The sequence below is a fragment of the Amycolatopsis viridis genome, from assembly GCF_011758765.1.
Lineage (GTDB): Bacteria > Actinomycetota > Actinomycetes > Mycobacteriales > Pseudonocardiaceae > Amycolatopsis_E > Amycolatopsis_E viridis.
The window spans coordinates 2256146-2277271 of sequence record NZ_JAANOU010000001.1 but is presented as its reverse complement, the minus strand read 5'-3'; the positions used below and the strand labels follow the sequence as shown (position 1 = coordinate 2277271).

Genomic DNA, 21126 nt, shown 5'->3' with positions numbered 1-21126 from the left:
CGAGGGGTCAGCGGGTGATCAGGTCCAGGACTTCGCGGAAGGCGTGGTATCCCGTGTCTTCCGCGGTGTCCAGCGCCAGGCTGCGGCGGTAGTACCGGCTGAGGTCGAGGCCGACACCGAGCCCGTACACCTCCACCTCGCCGGCGCGTTCCAGCTCGCCGGCCACCTGCATCAGGTGGTGGTCGAGGTAGTGCCGGTCGTTGGCCAGTGCGGTGGCGCCGTCCATCGGGCTGCCGTCGGAGAGCACGCACACCAAACGCCGCCGGGCCTCGCACGCCCGCGCGCGGGCCGCGGCCCAGGCCAGCGCCTCGCCGTCGATGCCCTCCCGGTAGAGGTCGGGCTTGAGCAGGGCGGCGATGTCGCGCCGGGCGCGCCGCCACGGGGTCGTGGCGTCCTTGAACACCAGGTGGCGGCGCTCGTTGAGCCGGCCGGGGTGGGCCGGCCGTCCGGCGCGGATCCAGTCCCGCCGGGCGCGCCCGCCGTGCCAGGTGGCCGTGGTGAAGCCGAGGATCTCGCTCGCGGCACCGGCCAGGTCGAGGGCACGTGCGAACACGTCGACCAGCACGGCCACCGTCTCGCGGTGCGACGTCATCGAGCCGGAGCAGTCGACGAGGAACGTGACCAGCACGTCGGCGACCGGCGCGAGCCGCTCCACGCGGAACAACCGGCGCTCGGTGGGCGAGGTGACCAGCCGCGCCAGTGCCCGGCCGTCGACGTGGCCCTCCTCCTGCGCGCCGTCCCAGCCGTCGCGGTCCGGCGCGGCGAGGACCGCGGTCAGTTCCCGCGCGAGCCGCGCCACGTTGACGCCCTGCCGGGCGACCCGGTGGTCCAGCCGTTCGCGCTGTTCGCGCAACAGCTCCGGCCGCACCAGCGCGCCGGGCCGCTGCTCGCGGTCGTAGGCGGTGGTGAAGACCCGGTACGGCCCGGCGCCGGCGACCGGGACCGCACCGCCCGCCACCGCGATGCCGCCACCGTCCTCATCGGACTCACCGCCGTCGAGATCCAGCAGCAGCGCGTACGGCGAGCCGGCCGGGTCGTGCTCACCCTCCTGGTCGGCCGGTTCGAGCAGGCCGGCCACGGCGGTGGCCAGCGCCCGGGCACACCCCGCGAACGCCTCCTGGTCCGTGCGGTGCCGCCGCAACCCGGCCAGGTGCGTGCCGATCAGCGGGGCGAGCGCCGCGCGGGCGGGTTCGATCAGGTCCTCGGTCCCGGGCACCACCGGCTCGCCGGTGATCCGGGACCGGCACACCTGCGCGAGGGTGTAGACGAGCAGGCCACGTTCGGTGGCGGTGAGCCCGGCGTGGTGCGCGGCCAGCGACCACCGTTCGTGGCGGCGCCGCAGGTTGGCCGCGACCCCGGGCAGCACGGGCGGGACGAGGGACTCCACCCGGAACTGTTCGAGCAGGTCGAACAGCAGCCCCGCCACGCCGGCGCCGGGCCGCAGCCGCGCGTGCAGGCGGCGGTCGGACAGCGCGAGACGCAGCGCCATGCCGTCGGCCGCGCCGCGGAAGGAGATCACGTCCTCGGCGTCGGGCCGCAGGTGCGGTGCGGACAGCGGTACCGGCCGGCCGCCGCGGTGCAGCCGGCCACCGCGGAAGTGCACGTCCGGCTCGCCGCTCACCGCCCGGATCGCGGCCGCGGACAGCTCCTCGACCTGCCGGCGCCGCCGGGTCCCGGCGGCCGTCTCGGCGCCGGTCACGCCGTGGCCGCGAGCGGGGACTCGTCGAGCTCGCGGTCGAAGCAGCGCTGGAAGTACTCGGCGACCACCGGGCGTTCGGCCTCGTCGCACTTGTTCAGGAACGTCAGCCGGAACGCCAGCGCCGGGTCGCCGAAGATCTCGCAGTTCTCCGCCCAGGTGATGACGGTGCGCGGGGACATCAGCGCGGACAGGTCGCCGGCCCGGAACCCCTCGCGGGTCAGGCCGGCCACGGCGACCATCGCCGCGACGAGTCGCCTGCCGTGCTCGCCGGCCAGCCCCGGCACGCGGGCGTGCACGATCGCGGCCTCCGCCGCGGGCGGCAGGTAGTCGAGCGCGGCGACGATGTTCCAGCGGTCGATCTGGGCGTGGTTGAGCCGCTGGACGCCGTGGTAGAGCCCGTTCAGGTTGCCCAGGCCGACGGTGTTGGCGGTGGCGAAGAGCCGGAAGCCGGGATGTGGCCGCAGCACGGTGTTGGTGTCGGTCAGGGTGAAGCTGCCGTCCCGTTCGAGCAGGCGCTGGATGACGAACATGACGTCGGGGCGGCCCGCGTCGTACTCGTCCAGGATCAGCGCCATCGGCCGCCGCAACGACCACGGCAGCACGCCCTCGCGGAACTCGGTCACCTGCTTGCCGTCGCGCAGCACCACGGCGTCGCGGCCCACCAGGTCGAGCCGGCTGAGGTGGCCGTCCAGGTTCACCCGCAGGCACGGCCAGTTCAGCCGCGCCGCGACCTGTTCGATGTGGGTGGACTTGCCGGTGCCGTGCAGGCCCTGCACGAGCACGCGCCGGTTGTGCGCGAACCCGGCGAGCAGGGCCAGTGTCACGTCCGGGTTGAACCGGTAGGCCGGGTCTATCTCGGGCACGTGCTCGCCGGGTTCGGCGAAGCCGGGCACCACGAGGTCGGTGTCCAGGCCGAACACGTCACGCACCGGGATCCGCGCGCCGGGGCCGTTGCTGGTCATCGGTGTTCCTCCGTCAGGACGGGATGGCGTCGGCGGCGCCGGGCGAGCCCTCGGCCTCGACCTCGCGGATCGCCTCGGCCGCGCGCTGCAGGGCGGGCAGGGCCTGCAGCGCCTTGTCGGCGGTGAGCCGCATGACCGGCGCCTGCACCGCGACGGCCAGGTTCGACCGGCCGGTGCGGCTGGGCACCAGGACGGCCACGCAGACCAGCCCGGGCAGGAACTCCTCGTCGTCCAGGGCGAACCCGTCGCGCCGGATGCGGGCGAACTCCTCCTCCAGCGCGTCCAGGTCGGTGATCGTCTTCGGGGTGTACTGCTTGAGCGGGGCGTGCGCGAGGAGTTTGCGGCGCTGGCCCGGGCTCATCTGGGCGAGGATGATCTTTCCGCTGGCCGAGCAGTGGATCGGCACGCGGGAACCGGGCCGCAGGTAGAAGCGCAGCGGTTCGGGCGTCTCGACGCGGTCGAGGTAGACGATCTCGCTGCCGGACAGCGCGGTGATGTTGCAGCTCTCCCCCAGCTCGTCGACCAGGTGCTTGAGCACCGCGTGCCGCGAACCGTGGTGGGTCGCGTTGAGCAGCAGGTTCTCCGCGAGGCGGCGCAGCCGCACGCCGGTGCCGTAGTGCCGGCCGTCGGCCTGGCGCACGAGCAGCCCCGCACCCTCCAGCTGCTGCAGCATGCGGTGCAGGGTGGGTTTGGGCATCCCGGTCTCCTCGACCAGGCCCTGCAGCGTGACCAGCTGGTCCTTCGCCGCGATCAGCTCGAGCAGCGAGAACAGCCGCATCGTGGGGGTGTCCCCGTTCACGCCGGCGGCGTCCGCTTCCCGCACGAGCTCGACGGCCCGGTCCTTCGACGACTGCACCATGTCTCGAAAAGTAGCACAGCTCGTCTCGTTTTACAGCTCACACAGTTGACCCGCCTCACGCGGCGCCCTATCGTCCATCGTGTTCAGGTTCTAGGAACGTCTCGTTCCGAAAATTCGGATTTCACCGGTCGAAGGAGTGCACCATGGCGGAGAGGAAGACGGGCGACGGCCGCACCGTCGTCAGCGGCCCGGCGAAGATGACCCCGTCGGAGGCCTTCGTCGAAACCCTGGTGGCCAACGGGGTCACCGACATCTTCGGCATCATGGGCTCGGCGTTCATGGACGCGATGGACATCTTCGCCCCGGCCGGGATCCGGCTGATCCCCGTCGTGCACGAGCAGGGCGCCGCGCACATGGCCGACGGCTACGCCCGGGTCAGCGGGCGGCACGGCGTGGTCATCGGCCAGAACGGCCCGGGCATCAGCAACTGCGTCACCGCGATCGCCGCGGCCTACTGGGCGCACAGCCCGGTGGTCATCGTGACCCCGGAGGCGGGCACCATGGGCATGGGCCTGGGCGGCTTCCAGGAGGCCAACCAGCTGCCGATGTTCCAGGAGTTCACCAAGTACCAGGCGCACGTCAACAACCCGCGCCGGATGGCCGAGCTGACCGGCCGCGCGTTCGACCGTGCGATGTCGGAGATCGGCCCGACCCAGCTCAACATCCCGCGCGACTTCTTCTACGGCGAGATCGAGGCGGAGATCCCGGAGCCGCAGCGCCTGGAGCGCGGGCCGGGCGGGCAGCGTTCCCTGGACGAGGCCGCCGAGCTGCTGGCGAGCGCGGAGTTCCCGGTGATCCTCGCCGGCGGCGGGGTCGTGATGGCCGATGCGGTCGAGGAGTGCAAGGCGCTGGCCGAGCGGCTGGGCGCGCCGGTGGTCAACAGCTACCTGCACAACGACTCGTTCCCGGCCGGCCACCCGCTGTGGTGCGGCCCGCTGGGCTACCAGGGATCCAAGGCGGCGATGAAGCTGATCTCGCGGGCGGACGTGGTGATCGCGCTCGGCTCGCGGCTCGGCCCGTTCGGCACCCTGCCGCAGCACGGCCTGGACTACTGGCCGAAGAACGCCAAGATCATCCAGATCGACGCCGACCACCGGATGCTCGGGCTGGTGAAGAAGATCAGCGTGGGGATCTGCGGGGACGCCAAGGCCGCCGCGGTCGCGCTGACCCAGCGGCTGGCCGGCCGGGACCTGGCCTGCGACCACAACCGGGAGCAGCGCGCCGGCACGATCCGGTCCGAAAAGGACGCCTGGGAGACCGAGCTGTCCGAGTGGACCCACGAGCGGGACCCGTTCAGCCTGGACATGATCGCCGAGCAGGCGCAGGAGGAGGGCAGCTGGCTGCACCCGCGGCAGGTGCTGCGCGAGCTGGAGAAGGCGATGCCGCCGCACGTGATGGTGTCCACCGACATCGGCAACATCAACTCCGTGGCCAACAGCTACCTGCGGTTCGAGGAGCCGCGCAGCTTCCTCGCCCCGATGAGCTTCGGCAACTGCGGCTACGCGCTGCCCACGGTCATCGGCGCCAAGGTCGCCGCGCCGCACCGGCCCGCCATCGCCTACGCCGGTGACGGCGCGTGGGGCATGAGCATGGGCGAGATCATGACCGCGGTGCGGCACGACATCCCGGTGACCGCCGTGGTGTTCCACAACCGGCAGTGGGGCGCCGAGAAGAAGAACCAGGTCGACTTCTACAACCGCCGGTTCGTGGCCGGCGAGCTGGACAACCAGAGCTTCGCCGGGATCGCCAGGGCGATGGGCGCCGACGGGGTGGTCGTGGACCAGCTCGACCAGGTGGGGCCCGCGCTGCGGCAGGCGGTCGACGCGCAGATGAACTCCGGCCGCACCACGGTCCTGGAGATCATGTGCACCCGGGAGCTGGGCGACCCGTTCCGGCGGGACGCGCTGTCCAAGCCGGTCCGGTTCCTGGAGAAGTACCAGGACTACGTCTGACCCAGGGGTGCGGGGACTGTTCGCGAGAGCCGGCCGGGCGGTGGTGCCCGGCCGGCTCTCGCCGTGTCCGGACCCCATCTGGATCCAGTGATCGCCTGCTTTCTGGCTCTGGGCCGGGGCCAGAGTTGTTGCGATCGTCGAGGCGTCCCGTTCCCGCACATCACAGGAGGTCGCCAGGTGAACGTCACGGAGCTGCGAGCCACGGCTCGCCGACACCTCGGGCCGCACTTCACGCGCAAGGACACCTGGGCCGGCGACTTCCCGGTGTTCGTCCGCGGCGAGGGCAGCTACCTCATCGACACCGAGGGCCGGCGCCACCTCGACGGTCTGGCCGGGTTGTTCTGCGTCAACATGGGCCACGGGCGCGAGGACATCGCGCGGGCCGCCGCGGAGCAGGCCGGCACCCTGGCCTACGCCAGCAACTGGGGCTCGGCCCACCCGCCGTCGATCGAGGCGGCCGCGCTCATCGCCGACCTCGCCCCCGGCGACCTGGGCACCACGTTCTTCGTCAACTCCGGCTCGGAGGCGGTGGAGACCGCGCTGAAGTTCGCCCGGCAGTACCACCGCAGCCAGGGCGCCCCGGAACGGACGAAGATCATCAGCCGGGAGATGGCCTACCACGGCACCACGATGGGTGCGTTGTCGGTCACCGGGCTGCCCAAGATCAAGGAGCCGTTCGGCCCGCTGCTGCCGGGTGTGCGGCACGTGCCCAACACGCTGGGCCACACCGGCGACTGCGGGCCCGCGGACCAGCTGGACTGCGTGCGCGCCATCGAGGACGTGATCCGGGCCGAGGGCCCGGAGACGATCGCGGCGGTGTTCGCCGAGCCCGTGCAGAACGGGCGGGGCGCGCTGGTCCCGCCGGATGGCTACTGGCCGGCCCTGCGCGCGCTGTGCGACAAGTACGGCATCCTGCTCGTCTCCGACGAGGTGATCTGCTCCTTCGGGCGGCTCGGCCACTTCTTCGGCCACGGCCTGACCGGGGTGGTGCCGGACCTGATCACCTTCGCCAAGGGCTCCACCTCCGGATACGCGCCGCTGGGCGGGGTCATCGTGCGTGAGCCGCTGGTCGAGCAGCTCTACGACTCGCCGCGGGGCGGGGTGTTCACCCACGGTGCCACGTGGGGCGGGCACCCGGTGGCCACGGCCGTGGCGGTCGCCAACATCACCGCCATGCGCGACGAGAAGGTGCCCCAGCACGTGCTCGCCGAGGGACCGAAACTGTTCGCCGCGCTCCAGTCGCTCAAGGACGCGCACCGGTGCGTCAAGGACGTGCGCGGCACCGGCTTCTTCTACGCCGTCGAGCTGATGGCCGACCGCGACAGCGGCCGCGAGCTGACCGAGGAGGAGTCGCTGACCGTGCTGCGGCAGGTGCTGCCGGAGGCGTTCCGGCGCACCGGCGTGGTCCTGCGCGGCGACGACCGCGGCGCGACGATGATCATGATCTCGCCGCCGCTGGTGGCCGACCAGGACGTGCTGTCGGACCTGCTGCACGGCGTCGACGGCATGCTGACCGACGTGGAGAAGGCCGTCCAGCCCTGACCACGGGGCGCCCCTGGGCGCCGGGTACCCGGGCCACCGGGCACCCGGCGCCCGTCGTGCTGCCCGCACGGGGGTCAGACTGGACCCAGCGCATGCCGCGCATCTGGCACTCGCGCGTGGACCGGGTCGGTTCCTACGGTGACGGGAACCACACACCAGCTCTCGACGAGATCGCGGTGGCGCCGGCGCAGGGACGCGCAGTCCCGCCGGCATCGCCGGAAGGAGGAGACGTGGGTTCTGCACCGGAAACGGCCGCTTCGAGCGGGCTCAAACCGGGTCTCAAACAACGCCACATGAACCTGATCGCGCTGGGCGGCGTCATCGGCGCCGGCCTGTTCGTCGGAAGCGGGGTGGTGATCCAGTCGGCCGGGCCGGCTGCGGTGATCTCGTTCCTGATCGCGGGCCTGATCACCGTGCTGATCATGCGGATGCTGGCCGAGATGACCGTGGCGCGGCCCGCGCTCGGCTCGTTCTACGTCTACGCCCGGGAGGCGCTGGGCAACCGCGCCGGGTTCGCGGTGGGCTGGATGTACTGGTACTTCTTCGTGATCGTGGTGGCCGTGGAGGCGGTGGCCGGCGGGCGGATCCTGCGCCTGTGGCTGCCGGGCGTGCCGCTGTGGGTGCTCAGCCTCGGGCTGCTCCTGCTGCTCACCGCGACGAACCTGGTGTCGGCGCGGTCCTACGGCGAGTTCGAGTACTGGTTCTCCTCGATCAAGGTCATCGCGATCGTGGTGTTCCTCGTGCTGGGCGCCCTGTACCTGTTCGGGATCTGGCCGGGTTCGCACGGCGGGGTCGGCAACCTGGTGTCGCAGGGCGGGTTCGCGCCGATGGGCATCGGCGCGGTACTGGCGGCGGTCGTGCCGTGCGTCGGGTTCTACACCGGGGCGGAGATCGTCACCATCGCGGCGGCGGAGTCCAGCGAACCGCGGCGCGCGATCGCCAAGGCGATGCGGTCGATCGTGTTCCGCGTGGTGCTCTTCTACGTCGGTTCGGTGTTCGTCGTGGTCGCCGTCAAGGCGTGGAACTCACCGGACACCGCGGTCAGCCCGTACGCGGCGGTGCTGGACGTGCTCGGTATCCCGGCGGTGGCGACGATCATGAACGCGATCGTGCTGACCGCGGTGCTGTCCTGCCTCAACTCCGCGCTGTACACCTCGTCCCGGATGTTGTTCGCGCTGACCCGCAACGGCGACGCGCCGAAGGTGTTCACCAAGCTGTCCCGCAGCGGGGTGCCCCGCCGGGCGATCATCGCCGGGACCGCGGTCGGTTACGTGTCGGTCATCGCCGCCTACACCTCGCCGGACCTGATCTTCCAGTTCCTGGTGAACTCCTACGGCGCGGTCGCGTTGTTCGTCTACCTGTCCATCGCGGTGGCGCAGGTGCGGCTGCGCAAGCGGCTGCAGAACACCGACCCGGGGGCGCTCGGCCTGAAGATGTGGTTGTTCCCGTGGCTGAGCTACGCGACGATCGCGTTGATGGTGGCGGTCATCCTGGCCATGGCGTTCCTGCCGTCCACCCGGTCGCAGTTCTGGCTCAGCGCGGTCACCCTGGTGCTGATCCTCGCCGCCTACCAGGTCCGCAAGCGCCGGCCGGCTGCGCCCGCACCCACCGCCGGGCAGCAGACCCCGCAGGGGTCGGCCGGCATCGTGCGGGGGTGAGCGGCGTGCAACTGCTGGAGCCGTCCGAAGTGGACGATGGCGTGCGGGCCGGGCCGGGGCGGGTGCTGGATGGCCTGCCCTCGTGCGTGACGGTGGTGACCGCCGCGGCCGCCGCCGGGCCGGCCGGCTCGGCGGGCCACCCGGTCACCCCGGTCTCGCTGGACCCGCCGCTGGTGGCGTTCTTCGCCCCGGGCGCCTCCCGCGCGGTCGCCGCGGTGCGCGAGTCGGGCCGGTTCGCCGTGAACGTGCTCGCCGCCGACCAGGCCGCGCTCTACGACCGGTTCACGCGCGGCACCGGGGACCGGTTCGATCCGGCGGACTGGGAGCTGGGTGGTCCGCCGCGGCTGCGTCGGGCGCTGGCCGTCCTCGAGTGCGAGCTCGAGGCGGTCACCCCGGCCGGTGGCCGGGTGATGGTCCTGGGCCGGGTCCGCCGCCTCGGCGCGCGCCGGGCCGAGCCGCTGGTGTCCTGGCGGGGTGCGCTGCACGGTCTCGCCCACACGCCGCCGGAGCACCCGCACTACCGCGCGCTCCCGGCGTGCTGACCGCGACCGGACGTCTGGCACCACCCGATGCCGTGGTTCTGGACCTAGCACGGTGACCAGATATGCCCGAGGGTGGAGCCGTTCCCGCATCGTGGAGGTCCCGATGTCCGCGCCCACCTTCTGGCCGCTGCCGGCGGGGGCGATGGCGTTCGCCGTCGCCCCCGCCGGCGGGCTGATCCGGGACTGCTCGGGGTTCGGCGGGCCGATGGCCGGGGCGAGCTGCCGGTGCCTGGTGCTGCCGTCCCCGTCCGTGGTGCCCAGCACGCTGTGGGAGTTCGCCTCCAGCACGGCCCTGGCGCCACCGATGTGGCCGGACGCCCACCGCCGGTCGCCGCGCCGGCCGCCGGCCGGGACGCTCGCCGGGGTCGCCGTGGGCAGCCGGCTGTACCGCCGGGCGGCGGGTGACGTGCGGCGGATCGTGCTGGGCATCCTCGCCGCCGTGTCGCTCGCCCCGGCCAACCAGGCGGTCCGCAAGTGAGCGCGCTGGTGCTCGCCTCGGCGGCCGTCGCCTTCGCGGGCCTGATCGGCGGCCTGACCGGGTTCGGTGCCTCGCTGGTCGGTACACCGTTGCTGCTGCTGACCGGGTTGCCGCTGCCGCAGGTGGTGCTGATCAACCTGGTCACGACGATGATCACGCGGATCGCCGTGCTGCGCCGCGAACGCCGGCACGTGGTGTGGCGCCGCGTCGCGGTGCTGGGCGCGGCGAGCCTGCCGGGCGCCGCGGCCGGGACGCTCACGCTGCACTGGCTCCCGCCGCACGGGCTGCGCATCCTGGCGGGGGTGGTGGTGATCCTGTCCGGACTGCGGCTGCTGATCCGCCCCGCGGACCGGGTGCACGCCGCGACCCCGCGCAGGCAGGCCGTCGCCGGGCTGCTCGGCGGTTACCTGTCCACCACCACCTCGCTCAACGGCGCACCACCGGCCGTGCTGCTCGCGGCGGCGAAGGTGCCGCCGCGGACGTTCGTGGCCGACCTGGCCGGCTACTTCGTCCTGACCAACACGCTGTCGCTGCTGCTGCTGGTGACGGCCGGGCAGGTCACCGCCGACGGCCTGTGGCCGGGGCTGCCGGTGCTGGTGGCCGCCGCGGTGGTGGGCAACGCCGTCGGCGGGCGGCTCATCGGCCGGGTCCCGCGGCGGGTGTTCGACCGGGCGATCGTCGGGCTGATCGTGGTGTCCGGCGTGGTGACCATGGCCAGTGCCTGAGCCGCGCGCCCCGGGTCCCCCGGCCGGCGTTTCCCAATCAGCGTTCCCCGGCCAGCGCGCTGCGGGCGGCCGCCTCGCAGTCGGCGAAACCCACCTCGGCCAGGCTCGCCCCGACGGACCTGATCGCCGCGGCGTTCATGGACAGGCTGGTGATGCCGAGACCGGTCAGCACGCGGGCCAGCCGCGGGTCCGCCGCCGCCTCACCGCACACCCCGGCCGGTTTGCCGGTCGCCCGCGCCGCCTCCCCGACCAGCGCGATCAACCGGAGCAGTGCGGGCTGCCACGGATCGTTCAGGGCTGCCACGGCGCCGAGCTGGCGGTCCGCCGCGAAGGTGTACTGCGCGAGGTCGTTGGTGCCCACCGAGACGAAGTCGGTCACCTCGAGGATCTCGCGCGCGGCCAGCGCCGCCGCCGGGATCTCGATCATCACGCCGGCCCGGGCGATGCCCGCGGCCCGGACCCGCCCGGCGAACCAGGCGGCCTCCTCGGCGGTCGCCACCATCGGCGCCATCACCGACACCTCGGCCCCGGAGTCCGCGGCCGCCGCGGCGATCGCGGCGAGCTGGCGGTCCAGCACCTCCGGCCGCTCACGCGCGACCCGCAGGCCGCGCACCCCCAGCGCGGGGTTCGGTTCGGGATCGGGGGCCAGGAAGGCCAGCGGTTTGTCCGCGCCCGCGTCGAGCGTCCGCACCACCACCGGCTTCCCGGCGAACGGCGCGAGGATCGCCGCGTAGGCGGCGCGCTGTTCCTCGACCGACGGCTCGGACGGCGCGTCCAGGTAGCAGAACTCGGTGCGGAACAACCCCACGCCCTCGGCGCCGGCGTCCGCGGCGGCCCGCGCGTCGGCCGCCGAGCCCACGTTGGCGAGGATCTTGACGCGGTGCCCGTCCGCGGTCTCGCCCACCCCGTTCCACTCCGCCCCCGCCTGCCGGTCGGCGGCCACCACCGGCGCGCGCGGGTCGGCGGGCTCGACGACGCCGGTGTCGCCGTCGACGAGGAGGGCCTCGGCGTCGAGCTCCAGCAGCCCGCGCACCGCGACGACCGCCGGAATGCCGAGCGCCCGCGCGAGAATGGCGGTGTGGCTGGTCGGCCCGCCCTGTTCGGTGACCAGCGCCAGCACCTTCGCCGGTTCGAGCCCGGCGGTGTCGGCCGGCGCGAGGTCGCGGGCGACCAGCACGCTCGGGGATTCCAGCTCCGGCACGCCCGGCGGGGCGACGCCGAGCAGTTCGGCGACGATGCGGTCCCGCACGTCCTGGATGTCGCGCACGCGCTCGGCCAGGTACCCGCCCGCGGCGGCCAGCGAGCGCGCGAACCCGTCGGCGGCGTCGTACACCGCGCGGGGTGCGGGCAGCCCCTCGACGGTGACCAGCCGTTCGGCTTCGCCGACCAGGCCCGGGTCGTTGGCCATCGCGGCCGTGGTGAACAGGATGTCCGCCGCTTCGCCCTGCGCGGCGGCGGCGAGGTCTTCCAGCCGCTGCGCCACGGCCGCCGCAGCCGGGCCGATCCGGGCGGCGTCCGCGGCTGGATCGGCGGGCGCCGGGGTACGCGGGGGCTCACCGAGGGGCTCGGCGACCCGCACGACGGGCCCGCGTGCGCGCCCCGGGCTCACCGCGACGCCGGACAGCCTTGTTTCCGCCATGCCTCACACCTTCCCATGGGAACCGCGCAGCAGCGCGGTGGCCAGTGACTGGTCGCAGATCAGCACGTCGAGGACGCCGGTGCGCAGCGCGCCCGCCGTGCCGCGCGCCTTCTCCGTCCCGGCCGCGACCCCGGCGACCGTCGGAATGCGGGCCAGGTCGGCGAGCGAGACGCTGAGCACCCGCTCGTCGACCGGGCCGGGCACCGGCCGCCCCTCGACGTCGAAGTAGCGGGCGCAGAAGTCCCCCACCGGCTGGTACCCGTCGAACTCGCGGCGTTCCTCCGGCGTCAGTTCCAGGGCGTCGACCAGTGCCGCCGACGACCCGACGCCGACGTTACCGATGCCGATGACCGCGACGTGCACCTTGCGCGCCCGCTCCAGAGCGTCCCGGATGGACGGTTCGGCGAGCAGGATGTCCCGCCCCGCCTGGGAAGTCAGCAACGCGGGCGCGTGCAGCCGCTGGAACGCCCCACCCAGCCGCGCGGCGAGGTCGCGGACCAGTTCCTCCCCGGTGATCGCCGACTCGACCGACGACAGCCCGCCCACCAGCGGCAGCACCTCGACGTCGAGCGCGGTCTCCTCCGGCACGTGCTGCACGACCGCCTGCACGCTGCGGCCCCAGGACACGCCGATCCGCTGTCCGGAGTGGAGGTTCTCCAGCAGCCACCGCGCGCCGAGTTCGCCCACCCGGGGAAGCGGCCGCTCCCCCGCGGCGTTCTCCGCGACCCGGCAGTCGCGCAGCCCGAAGCGGCTGGCGAGCTCGCCCTCCAGGTCGAGGTCCCGGCCGGCCGGATCGTTGATCCGGATCTGCACGATCCCGCGGTCCCGGGCCGCGGTCAGCATCCGCGACACGCTGGAGCGGCTGACCCCGAGCGTGTCCGCGATCTGGTGCTGTGACCGGCCTTCCTCGTAGTACAGCCGGGCCGCCTTGACCAGCAGCTGCTGTTCCCGGGGCGGTGGCATCAGGCGTCCGGAGCAGACACCAGCCGGGACAGTTCGGCGAGCGTCTCGTCGGCGTTGTCGCCCTCGGCGCTGATCACGATGTCCTCGCCGTGCCCGATCGCCAGGCCCAGCACGGACAGCATGCTGCGCGCGTCGACCGGATCGGCCCCGGGCCGGGCGATGGAGACCGGCCCGCCGTGCCGGGCGGCCGCCTTGACGAACTGGCTCGCGGGCCGGGCGTGCAGACCGACCGGCGAGGCGATCCGAACCGTGATCTCAGGCATCTCGCTCCTTCGCGTTGGGGGTTGTGACCCGCTGGACCGGCATGTTACACACATCACTGTCAAACGTGAAGAAGAACTGCACAAATGTGCATACACGTTTGGTCAGGGGGCCGACAAGGAGGAAACTATGGAGGAGCTTGCTGTAATGGCGCAGCAGGCGGACACCGGGTCCAGTTCCGGTCCCCTCGGTGTCCTGGAATGGCTGGGCAGCCACTTCATCGGCTTGTTCACCGCGTCCGGCAAACAGTTCGTCAGCCTGGTGACCGGCATCCTGCCCACCCTGGTCGTGCTGCTGACCGCGATGTACGCGATCACGACGTTCATCGGCGAGCAGCGGGTCACCAGGGCGGTCCAGTGGTCGGCGCGGTGGTGGATCACCCGCTACACGATCATGCCGATCCTGGCCGTGCTCATGCTGACCAACCCGATGGCCTACTCGTTCGGCAGGTTCCTGCCGGAACGGCACAAGCCGGCGTTCTACGACTCCGCGGTGTCGTTCGTGCACCCGGTGACCACGTTCTTCCCGTACGCCAACGCCGGTGAGCTGTTCGTCTGGCTCGGCGTGGCCAACGGCGTGTCCCAGCTCGGCCAGTCGACGGTGCCGCTGGCACTGCGGTACTTCCTGGTCGGCATCGTGGTGATCTTCATCCGCGGCGTGGTCACCGAGCGGATCACGGCGTTCATGATCAGGCGGACCGGGCGGACCGAGGTCTTCGCGGACTTCGACCGGCAGTTCGAGGCGGCCAGGGCGGAGGCGAAATGACGGAGACACACACCTCCCGCGCGGTGTTCGTCCGCCCCGGGGAGGGCGGCTGGGGCAAGGGACTGCTGCTGCGGTCCGACGGCAAGCGCGACAAGGTGCTGTCGGTGACCGGCGGCGGCATCCACCCGGTGGCGGCGCGGATCGCCGAGCTGACCGGGGCGGAGGCGATCGACGGGTTCCACACCACGGTGCCCGACGACGAGGTGGTCGCCGCGGTCATCAACTGCGGCGGCACCGCCCGGATCGGCGTCTACCCGCGCAAGGGGATCCCGACCGTGGACGTCTACCCCGGTGCGCCGGGCGGGCCGCTGGCGAAGTTCATCACCGAGGAGCTGTTCGTCTCCGCCGTCGGGGCCAAGGAAGTGACCGCGGCCGGCGACGAAACGGAAGCTCCCGCGGCCGGGCAGGCACCGCCGACGGTGCCGCCGCGGGCGGAGCGCCCGTCGGCGCGGGCGGTGGCGGCCACCGTGACCGGGGGCTCCTCGACCGGTTTCGGGCGGGCGTTCGACTCGGTCTCCGGCGTGTTCGTCAAGTTCGGGTCGGCGGTCGGCGCGTTCGTGAACACCATGCTCGCCTCGGGGCGGCAGACGGTCGAGCTGACGCTCACCACGATCCTGCCGTTCATGGCCTACGTCAGCCTGCTGCTGGGCATCGTGAACTACACCGGCATCGCCCGCGGCATCGCCAACGTGCTGTCCCCGATCGCGAGCAACCCGCTCGGGCTGGTGGTGATCTCGCTGGTGGTGTCGCTGCCGTTCCTGTCCCCGATCCTCGGGCCGGGCGCGGCGATCGCGCAGGTGGTCGGCACGCTGATGGGCAGCCAGATCGCGATCGGGGCACTGCCGGTGCAGTACGCGCTGCCGACACTGTTCGCGATCAACGGGCAGGTGGGCTGCGACTTCATCCCGGTGGGCCTGGCGCTGGGTGAGGCGAAACCGGAGACCGTCGCGGTCGGCACCCCCGCGGTGCTGATCAGCCGGTTGATCACGGCGCCGCTGGCGGTCATCATCGCCTGGGGCGCGAGCTTCGGACTGTGAGGTGTCGACGATGACGGTGTACTACGAGAGCACGATCCTGCGAGCCGGTGAGGAGGCGCAGGACATGGTGGACGGCGGGGTGGTGATCCTCTACGCCGATCCGATCCCGGACGCGCTGGAAAGCGTCAGCGTGGTGCACTCCCCGGCCACGAAGCCGGAGCGGGAGGTGCGGGTCGGGGACATCTTCCGGCTCGGTGACGCCGAGGTCGAACTGACCGCGGTCGGCGAGCGTGCGCACGAGAACCTGCACACGCTCGGCCACCTCGTGGTCTACCTCAACCCGGACGAGAGCACGGCCCTGCTGCCGGGTGCGGTGCACGGGACGGGCACGGTGTCGCTGCCGGCGGCCGGGGCGAAGCTGTCGCTGAGCGGGGGCCGGACGTGACCTGGCAGGCCGCCGCGATCCTGGTGGCGGGGTTCGCGGTGGCCGGGTTCTTCAGCTACCGGCAGCACGCGCGGTACGCGCGGGTGGTCAACCAGGTCGCGGCTGAGGAGAACCGCGGCGGCGTGCTGCTCGTGTCCGGCCGCGCCAAGGGCAAGCTCCGTGGCGCGGTGGTCCTGCTGGTCGTCGACCGGCGGCAGGACACCGTGACCCGGGCACTGGCCATGGAGGGCGCCTCGGTGTTCGCGCGGTTCCGGGAACGCCCGGAGCTGACGGGTCCGCTGGGCACCCTCGCCGGCCGGGCGCCGTCGAAAGCGGTGGGCAAGGCGGTGGCGGACGCGCTGACGATGGTGTCCCGGCTGACGGCGGGACAGCGCTCGGCCGCCTGAGCGTTCGCGGAAAAGGGCCGGTTTCCCCCGGAGGGGAGACCGGCCCTTTTTCCTGCGTTGCCCTGCACAAATGTGCAGATGATGCGGAGCCTTGTGCTGATCCACGCAACCGTGGTACCAAGAAATCACTGTGGTGCAAATGAATTGCACAAATGTGCAGACGGGGAAGGTGTCGCGATGAGTTACGTCGATCGGCTGCGGGCCCGGGAACGCGAACTGGGCCGGCCGGTCCGCGTCGGGCTGGTCGGCGCCGGCCAGATGGGACTGGGTTTCGTGGTGCAGGCCGCGCGGATCGACGGGATGGAGGTGGCCGCGATCGCCGACATCGCCCCGGAACGCGGTGTGCGGGCGTTCGAGCGCGCCGGCCGCGGCGGCGCGACGACCGAGGGCGACCTGGCGAGCGCGGTGGCTCAGGGGCGCCCGGTCGTGGTGGACGACGCGCTGGCCCTGACCCGCCTGCCGGTCGACGTGATCGTGGACGCCAGCGGCGTGCCGGAGGTCGGTGCGCAGGTCGCGTTCGCGGGACTGCTGGCCGGCCAGGACATCGCGCTGCTCAACGTCGAGTGCGACGTCACGGTCGGCCTGCTGCTGGCGCGGATGGCCGCCGGGCTGGGCCGCGTCTACACCGTGTGCCGTGGCGACGAACCGGCCGAGTGCAAGGCGCTCGTGGACTACGTGCGCGACATCGGCTTCACCGTGGTGTGCGCGGGCAAGGGCAAGAACAACCCGCTCGACCCGTCGGCGACACCGGGTTCGGTCGCCGCCGAGGCCGCGGCGAAGGGTATGAACCCGCACATGCTCGCCAGTTTCGTGGACGGCTCGAAGACGATGATCGAGATGGCCGCGCTCGCCAACGGCGCCGACCTGACGGTCGCCCGCCGCGGTATGACCGGCCCGTACTCCACTGTGGACGATCTGAACACGGTCTTCCGGCCCGTCGCCGACGGTGGGCGGCTCACCGGGACCGGCGTGGTGGACTACTGCACCGGGCCGGTCGCGCCGGGCGTGTTCGTGATCGGTCACACCGACGATCCGGTGGTCATGGCGGAAATGGCCTACCTCGGCATGGGACCCGGCCCGTACTACACGTTCTACCGGCCCTACCACCTGGCGAGCGTGGAGGCGCCGCTCTCGGTGGCCGAGGCGGTGCTCGACCGCACGCCCAGCCTCGCCCCGGTGGCGTGGAACGCCGAGGTGCTGGCGGTGGCGAAGCGGAACCTCGCCGCGGGGGAGCGGATCGACGGCATCGGTGGCGACACCGTCTACGGCATCACCGACTCCGCCGACGCTGCCCGCTCGGGCGGCCACGTGCCGCTCGGCCTGGCCGCCGGGGCCCGCGTGCTCCGCGACGTGCCGGCCGGCACCGTACTGACCTCGGCGGACATCGCCGTCGACGAGACCACCACGATCGCGTCCCTGCGGCGCCTGCAGGAGCGCCTCCTGCAGGGCGCGCCCGTGCGGGACCTGATCCCGGCCTGAGGGGACACGACACGATGGATCTCATCGGCAACGCCGCGGCGGCGCGCCAGGCGCTGGTCACCATGTGGACGATCCGGCGCTTCGAGGAAGCGGTGGACGACCTGTTCGCCCGCGGCCTGATGCACGGCACCATGCACCTGTCGATCGGGCAGGAGGCCGTGCCGGTCGGCGCGTGCCTGGCCCTGTCCGACGGCGACTACATCACCTCCACCCACCGCGGGCACGGGCACTGCATCGCCAAGGGCGCGCGCCTGGCGGACATGATGGCCGAGTTGCTGGCCAAGGAGACCGGGTACTGCCGGGGCCGCGGCGGCTCGATGCACATCGCGGACGTGGCCACCGGCAACCTGGGCGCGAACGGCATCGTCGCCGGCGGCGTGCCGATCGCCGCCGGAGCCGGGCTGGCGGTGAAGATGCGCGGCGGGCGCGAGGTCGTGGTCAGCTTCTTCGGCGACGGCGCGGTCAACGAGGGCGCCTGGCACGAGGGCGTCAACCTCGCCGCGATCTGGGACCTGCCGGTGGTGTTCGTGTGCGAGAACAACCACTACGGCATGTCCATGTCGGTCAGCCGCGCGTTCCGGGTCAAGCAGCTGTCCGAACGCGCGGCGGCCTACGGCATCCCGGGCGTGACCGTGGACGGCAACGACCCGCAGGCGGTGCACGACGCGGTCGCGGACGCGGTGACCCGCGCCCGGGCGGGCGAGGGCCCGACCCTGATCGAGGCGACCACCTACCGCTGGAAGGGCCATTCCAAGAGCGACAAGAACCTCTACCGCACCCGCGAGGAGATCGAGCAGTGGCGGGAGCGCGACCCGATCGCGCGGTTCGAGCAGCGGGTCGCGGCCACGCTGGGAGACCAGGAGATCCAGTCCTGCCGGGACGAGGCACGCGACGCGGTGCGGGCGGCGGTCCGCGCCGCGCACGCCGCGCCGGACGCCTCGGCGGACTCGCTGACCGAGGCGGTGTACGCACGATGACGGCAGTGGCGGAGCAGACCCGCACCCTCACCTACGCCGAGGCGGTGCGCGAGGCGCTCGCCCAGGCGATGACAGCCGACGAGCGGGTGTTCCTGCTCGGCGAGGACGTGGGCACCTACGGCGGCGCGTTCGGCGTCACCGGCGACCTGGTGCACCGCTTCGGCGAGGAGCGGATCCGCGACACCCCGATCAGCGAGCTGGGCATCGTGGGCGCGGCGGTCGGCGCCGCGCTCGCCGGGATGCGCCCGGTGGTCGAGATCCAGTTCTCCGACTTCACCGCGCAGGCGATGGACCAGATCGTCAACCAGGCCGCGAAGATCCACTTCATGCTGGGCGGCGCGGCGACCGTGCCGATGGTGCTGCGCGCACCGGCCGGGTCCGGCACCGGGGCCGCGGCGCAGCACTCGCAGAGCCTGGAGGCGTGGTTCGCGCACGTGCCCGGGCTGAAGGTGGTCATGCCGGCCACCCCGGCGGATGCGAAAGCGTTGCTGCTGGCGGCCATCGCGGACCCGAACCCGGTGATCGTGCTGGAGCACAAGCTGCTCTACAAGCAGAGCGGCCCGGTACCGGAAGCGGCCACGCCCGCCCGGCTCGGTGAGGCCGCGGTGCGGCGCCGCGGGACCGACCTGACGATCGTGGCGACCGGCGTGATGGTGCCGCGGTCCCTGGAGGCGGCGGACGAGCTGGCCGCGGACGGAATCGAGGCGTCGGTGGTCGACCCCCGCTCGCTCAAGCCACTCGACGGCAAGTCCATTGTGGACGATGTGACGCGCACCGGGCGCGCGTTGCTGGTCCAGGAAGCCCCGAAGACGGCCGGGTTCATGGCGGAGATCGCGGCGACCATCGGTGAGTCCCCCGCGTTCGGGCACCTGCGTGCGCCGATCAGCCGGCTGTGCGGGCTGGATGTGCCGATCCCCTACGCACCGCAGCTGGAACGCGCCGCGGTGCCGCAGGTGGCGGACATCGTGCGCGCGGCGACCGATCTGGTGCGGAGGTGGTGATGAAGGAAGCGCCGCTGGTCATGCCGAAGATGTCGATGACCATGACCGAGGGCACGCTGGTTACCTGGCACAAGGCCGAGGGCGACCAGGTGCGGGCCGGTGAGGTGGTGTGCGAGGTGACCACCGACAAGGTCGACATGGAGGTCGAGGCGACCGCCGACGGGACCCTCACCCGGATCGTCGCGCAGCCCGAGGACGTCGTCGCGGTCGGGGAACCGATCGCCTACCTCGCCACCGCGGCCGACGACCTCCTGGCCGGGCTCTTCGACGCACCCGCACCCGAGCCGGAACCCGAACCCGAGCGAGAGCCCGGACGAGAGCCCGGACCCGAACCGGTGCCGGCGGCGCGATCGTCCTGGGTCGCGGCGGTCCCGGCGGCCCGCCGCGCAGCCGCCGAACGCGGGATCGACCTGGCCACGGTCACCCCGACCGGCCCGGCGGCCACCATCCGCCTGTCGGACCTGCCGCCGGCTGCGGCCCGGCCGCGCCGCAGCCCGCGCGCCGCGATCGCCCGGCGCATGACCGCCAGCGCGCAGGTGCCGCAGTTCGTGGTGTACCGCGACCTCGAGCTGACCGCGGCGGGCCGGAACTGGACGACGGTGTTCGTGCAGGCCCTCGCCCGGGCCCTGCGGCGGCACCCCGAGCTCAACGCCGAGTGGGCCGGCGGCGAGGTGCGGCGGCACGACCACGTCGGTGTCGCGCTCGCCGTGGACACCGGCCGCGGCCTGCTGGCCCCGGTCCTGGCCGATCCGGACCTCGACGACCCGGACACGCTCGCCGCGCGGGTGCGGGACGTGGCCGGCCGGGCGCGGGCCGGGAAGCTCACGCTCGCCGAGCTCTCCGGCGGCACCACCACCCTGTCCAACCTGGGCGGGTTCGGCGTCGACGCGTTTCACGCGCTGCTCAGCCCACCGCAGGCCACCGCGCTGGCGGTGGGACGGGTGCAGGAGCGGGTGGTGCCGGTGCCCGGCGGTATCGGCGTGGCGCTGCGCTGCACGGCCGGGCTCACCGTGGACCACCGGGTCGCCGACGGCGCGGACGCCGCCCGGTTGCTGGACTCCGTCCAGGAGTTCCTGTCGTTATGATCACCGGTATGGCGAAGCGTTCCCACGCGGCGGCGGTCGTGCTGGCGAGTGGGTCCGGCACGCGGGTCGGGGCCGACGTGAACAAGGTCTACCTGCCCCTGGCCGGGCGGCGGCTGGTGTCGTGGTCGCTGGAGGCGTTCGCCCGTGTGCCGGGCATCCGGACCCTGGTCCTGGTCACCCGCCCGCAGGACCACGACCTGGTCGAGTGGGTGCTGGAACGCGAGTTCGACGGCGCGGCCGTCGAGGTGGTGCACGGCGGCCGGACCCGGCAGGAGTCCGAGCTGAAGGCGTTGCGGCACCTGGCGGAACGGATCGGCAGCGGGGCCGTGGACACCGTGCTGCTGCACGACGGGGCCCGCCCGCTGGCCAGCCGCGAGCTGATCGCCGGGGTGCTGCAGGCGGCCCGGCGCCACGGCGGGGCGGTGCCCGGCCTCGCCGCGGACGACATCATGGCGGCCGTCCCCGGCGGGCTGGCGAAACTGCCGGCGGGCACCGCGATCCGGGCGCAGACCCCGCAGGCGTTCCACGCCCGCCCGCTGCTCGACGCGTACGAGGAAGCGGCGCGGCAGGGGTTCGACGGCACGGACACCTCCTCGGTGATGGAGCGGTTCTCCCCGCTGCCGATCGAATGGGTCGCGGGCGAGCCGGAGAACATCAAGGTCACCTACGCGCACGACCTGGTGATCGCGGAACAGGTACTGGCCTCGGCGAACTACCGGAGATGAGGCGAG

At 72.9% G+C, this 21126-nt stretch carries 21 protein-coding genes; 15 read left to right on the top strand and 6 right to left on the bottom strand.

Annotated features, from left to right (window positions below):
• Positions 1-7: 7 nt before the first annotated feature.
• Genes FHX46_RS11215 through FHX46_RS11205 form a run of 3 tightly spaced genes read right to left on the bottom strand, consistent with a single transcriptional unit; the run spans position 8 to position 3520 of the window.
• A complete protein-coding gene (locus FHX46_RS11215) occupies positions 8-1699 on the bottom strand; it encodes a cobaltochelatase CobT-related protein (protein WP_313886093.1) in 1692 nt (563 codons plus the stop codon).
• Positions 1696-2661, bottom strand: a complete 966-nt coding sequence (locus FHX46_RS11210) for an AAA family ATPase (protein WP_167113093.1) — start codon at positions 2659-2661, stop codon at positions 1696-1698. The genes FHX46_RS11215 and FHX46_RS11210 overlap by 4 nt, the downstream gene beginning before the upstream one ends.
• Positions 2662-2674: 13 nt before the next feature.
• A complete protein-coding gene (locus tag FHX46_RS11205; protein ID WP_167113091.1) occupies positions 2675-3520 on the bottom strand; it encodes an IclR family transcriptional regulator in 846 nt (281 codons plus the stop codon).
• Between the two features lie 143 nt (positions 3521-3663).
• Between FHX46_RS11205 and xsc the strand changes: the two genes are divergently transcribed.
• The 6 genes from xsc (at position 3664) to FHX46_RS11175 (ending at position 10417) form a co-directional block, all read left to right on the top strand.
• Entirely contained in the window at positions 3664-5472 is a 1809-nt protein-coding gene (xsc, locus tag FHX46_RS11200; RefSeq protein ID WP_167113089.1) for a sulfoacetaldehyde acetyltransferase, read from the top strand.
• A 177-nt stretch (positions 5473-5649) separates the two neighbouring features.
• A complete protein-coding gene (locus tag FHX46_RS11195) occupies positions 5650-7014 on the top strand; it encodes an aspartate aminotransferase family protein (protein WP_167113087.1) in 1365 nt (454 codons plus the stop codon).
• 293 nt (positions 7015-7307) lie between these two features.
• Entirely contained in the window at positions 7308-8672 is a 1365-nt protein-coding gene (locus tag FHX46_RS11190) for an amino acid permease (RefSeq protein ID WP_208401102.1), read from the top strand.
• Positions 8669-9214 carry a flavin reductase family protein gene (locus FHX46_RS11185; RefSeq protein WP_167113083.1) on the top strand — a complete coding sequence of 182 codons (546 nt, stop codon included), beginning with the start codon at positions 8669-8671 and terminating at the stop codon, positions 9212-9214. The genes FHX46_RS11190 and FHX46_RS11185 overlap by 4 nt, the downstream gene beginning before the upstream one ends.
• Before the next feature lie 103 nt (positions 9215-9317).
• The gene (locus FHX46_RS11180; protein WP_167113081.1) at positions 9318-9692 is read left to right on the top strand and encodes a hypothetical protein; all 375 of its coding nucleotides are present in this window, start codon (positions 9318-9320) and stop codon (positions 9690-9692) included.
• Positions 9689-10417 carry a sulfite exporter TauE/SafE family protein gene (locus tag FHX46_RS11175; protein WP_313886092.1) on the top strand — a complete coding sequence of 243 codons (729 nt, stop codon included), beginning with the start codon at positions 9689-9691 and terminating at the stop codon, positions 10415-10417. The genes FHX46_RS11180 and FHX46_RS11175 overlap by 4 nt, the downstream gene beginning before the upstream one ends.
• A 37-nt stretch (positions 10418-10454) precedes the next feature.
• On the opposite strand, the gene ptsP is transcribed toward FHX46_RS11175, so the two are convergent.
• The 3 genes from ptsP to FHX46_RS11160 are packed head-to-tail and all read right to left on the bottom strand — an operon-like array spanning position 10455 to position 13282.
• Complete coding sequence (gene ptsP / locus FHX46_RS11170; protein WP_167113079.1) at positions 10455-12056, bottom strand: phosphoenolpyruvate--protein phosphotransferase; 1602 nt, start codon at positions 12054-12056, stop codon at positions 10455-10457.
• A 3-nt stretch (positions 12057-12059) separates the two neighbouring features.
• On the bottom strand, positions 12060-13019 hold the full coding sequence (locus FHX46_RS11165) for a sugar-binding transcriptional regulator (protein WP_167113077.1): 960 nt from the start codon (positions 13017-13019) through the stop codon (positions 12060-12062).
• Positions 13019-13282 carry an HPr family phosphocarrier protein gene (locus tag FHX46_RS11160; protein WP_167113075.1) on the bottom strand — a complete coding sequence of 88 codons (264 nt, stop codon included), beginning with the start codon at positions 13280-13282 and terminating at the stop codon, positions 13019-13021. The genes FHX46_RS11165 and FHX46_RS11160 overlap by 1 nt, the downstream gene beginning before the upstream one ends.
• Before the next feature lie 127 nt (positions 13283-13409).
• Between FHX46_RS11160 and srlA the strand changes: the two genes are divergently transcribed.
• From srlA to FHX46_RS11115, 9 genes are all read left to right on the top strand, one after another.
• Complete coding sequence (gene srlA / locus FHX46_RS11155; RefSeq protein ID WP_243869226.1) at positions 13410-14045, top strand: PTS glucitol/sorbitol transporter subunit IIC; 636 nt, start codon at positions 13410-13412, stop codon at positions 14043-14045.
• Positions 14042-15082 carry a PTS glucitol/sorbitol transporter subunit IIB gene (srlE, locus tag FHX46_RS11150; RefSeq protein ID WP_167113073.1) on the top strand — a complete coding sequence of 347 codons (1041 nt, stop codon included), beginning with the start codon at positions 14042-14044 and terminating at the stop codon, positions 15080-15082. Before srlA ends, srlE begins: the two co-directional genes overlap by 4 nt.
• A 10-nt stretch (positions 15083-15092) precedes the next feature.
• Positions 15093-15467, top strand: a complete 375-nt coding sequence (locus tag FHX46_RS11145; protein WP_167113071.1) for a PTS glucitol/sorbitol transporter subunit IIA — start codon at positions 15093-15095, stop codon at positions 15465-15467.
• Positions 15464-15853, top strand: a complete 390-nt coding sequence (locus tag FHX46_RS11140) for a transcriptional regulator GutM (RefSeq protein WP_167113069.1) — start codon at positions 15464-15466, stop codon at positions 15851-15853. The genes FHX46_RS11145 and FHX46_RS11140 overlap by 4 nt, the downstream gene beginning before the upstream one ends.
• Positions 15854-16030: 177 nt before the next feature.
• Positions 16031-17332: an NAD(P)H-dependent oxidoreductase gene (locus FHX46_RS11135; RefSeq protein ID WP_167113068.1), complete on the top strand. Its 1302-nt coding sequence runs from the start codon at positions 16031-16033 to the stop codon at positions 17330-17332.
• Between the two features lie 14 nt (positions 17333-17346).
• Positions 17347-18309, top strand: a complete 963-nt coding sequence (locus tag FHX46_RS11130; protein ID WP_167113066.1) for a thiamine pyrophosphate-dependent dehydrogenase E1 component subunit alpha — start codon at positions 17347-17349, stop codon at positions 18307-18309.
• Complete coding sequence (locus FHX46_RS11125) at positions 18306-19310, top strand: alpha-ketoacid dehydrogenase subunit beta (protein ID WP_167113064.1); 1005 nt, start codon at positions 18306-18308, stop codon at positions 19308-19310. Before FHX46_RS11130 ends, FHX46_RS11125 begins: the two co-directional genes overlap by 4 nt.
• Positions 19310-20395 carry a dihydrolipoamide acetyltransferase family protein gene (locus FHX46_RS11120; RefSeq protein ID WP_167113062.1) on the top strand — a complete coding sequence of 362 codons (1086 nt, stop codon included), beginning with the start codon at positions 19310-19312 and terminating at the stop codon, positions 20393-20395. The genes FHX46_RS11125 and FHX46_RS11120 overlap by 1 nt, the downstream gene beginning before the upstream one ends.
• On the top strand, positions 20392-21120 hold the full coding sequence (locus FHX46_RS11115) for an IspD/TarI family cytidylyltransferase (RefSeq protein WP_167113060.1): 729 nt from the start codon (positions 20392-20394) through the stop codon (positions 21118-21120). The genes FHX46_RS11120 and FHX46_RS11115 overlap by 4 nt, the downstream gene beginning before the upstream one ends.
• Positions 21121-21126 lie beyond the last annotated feature (6 nt).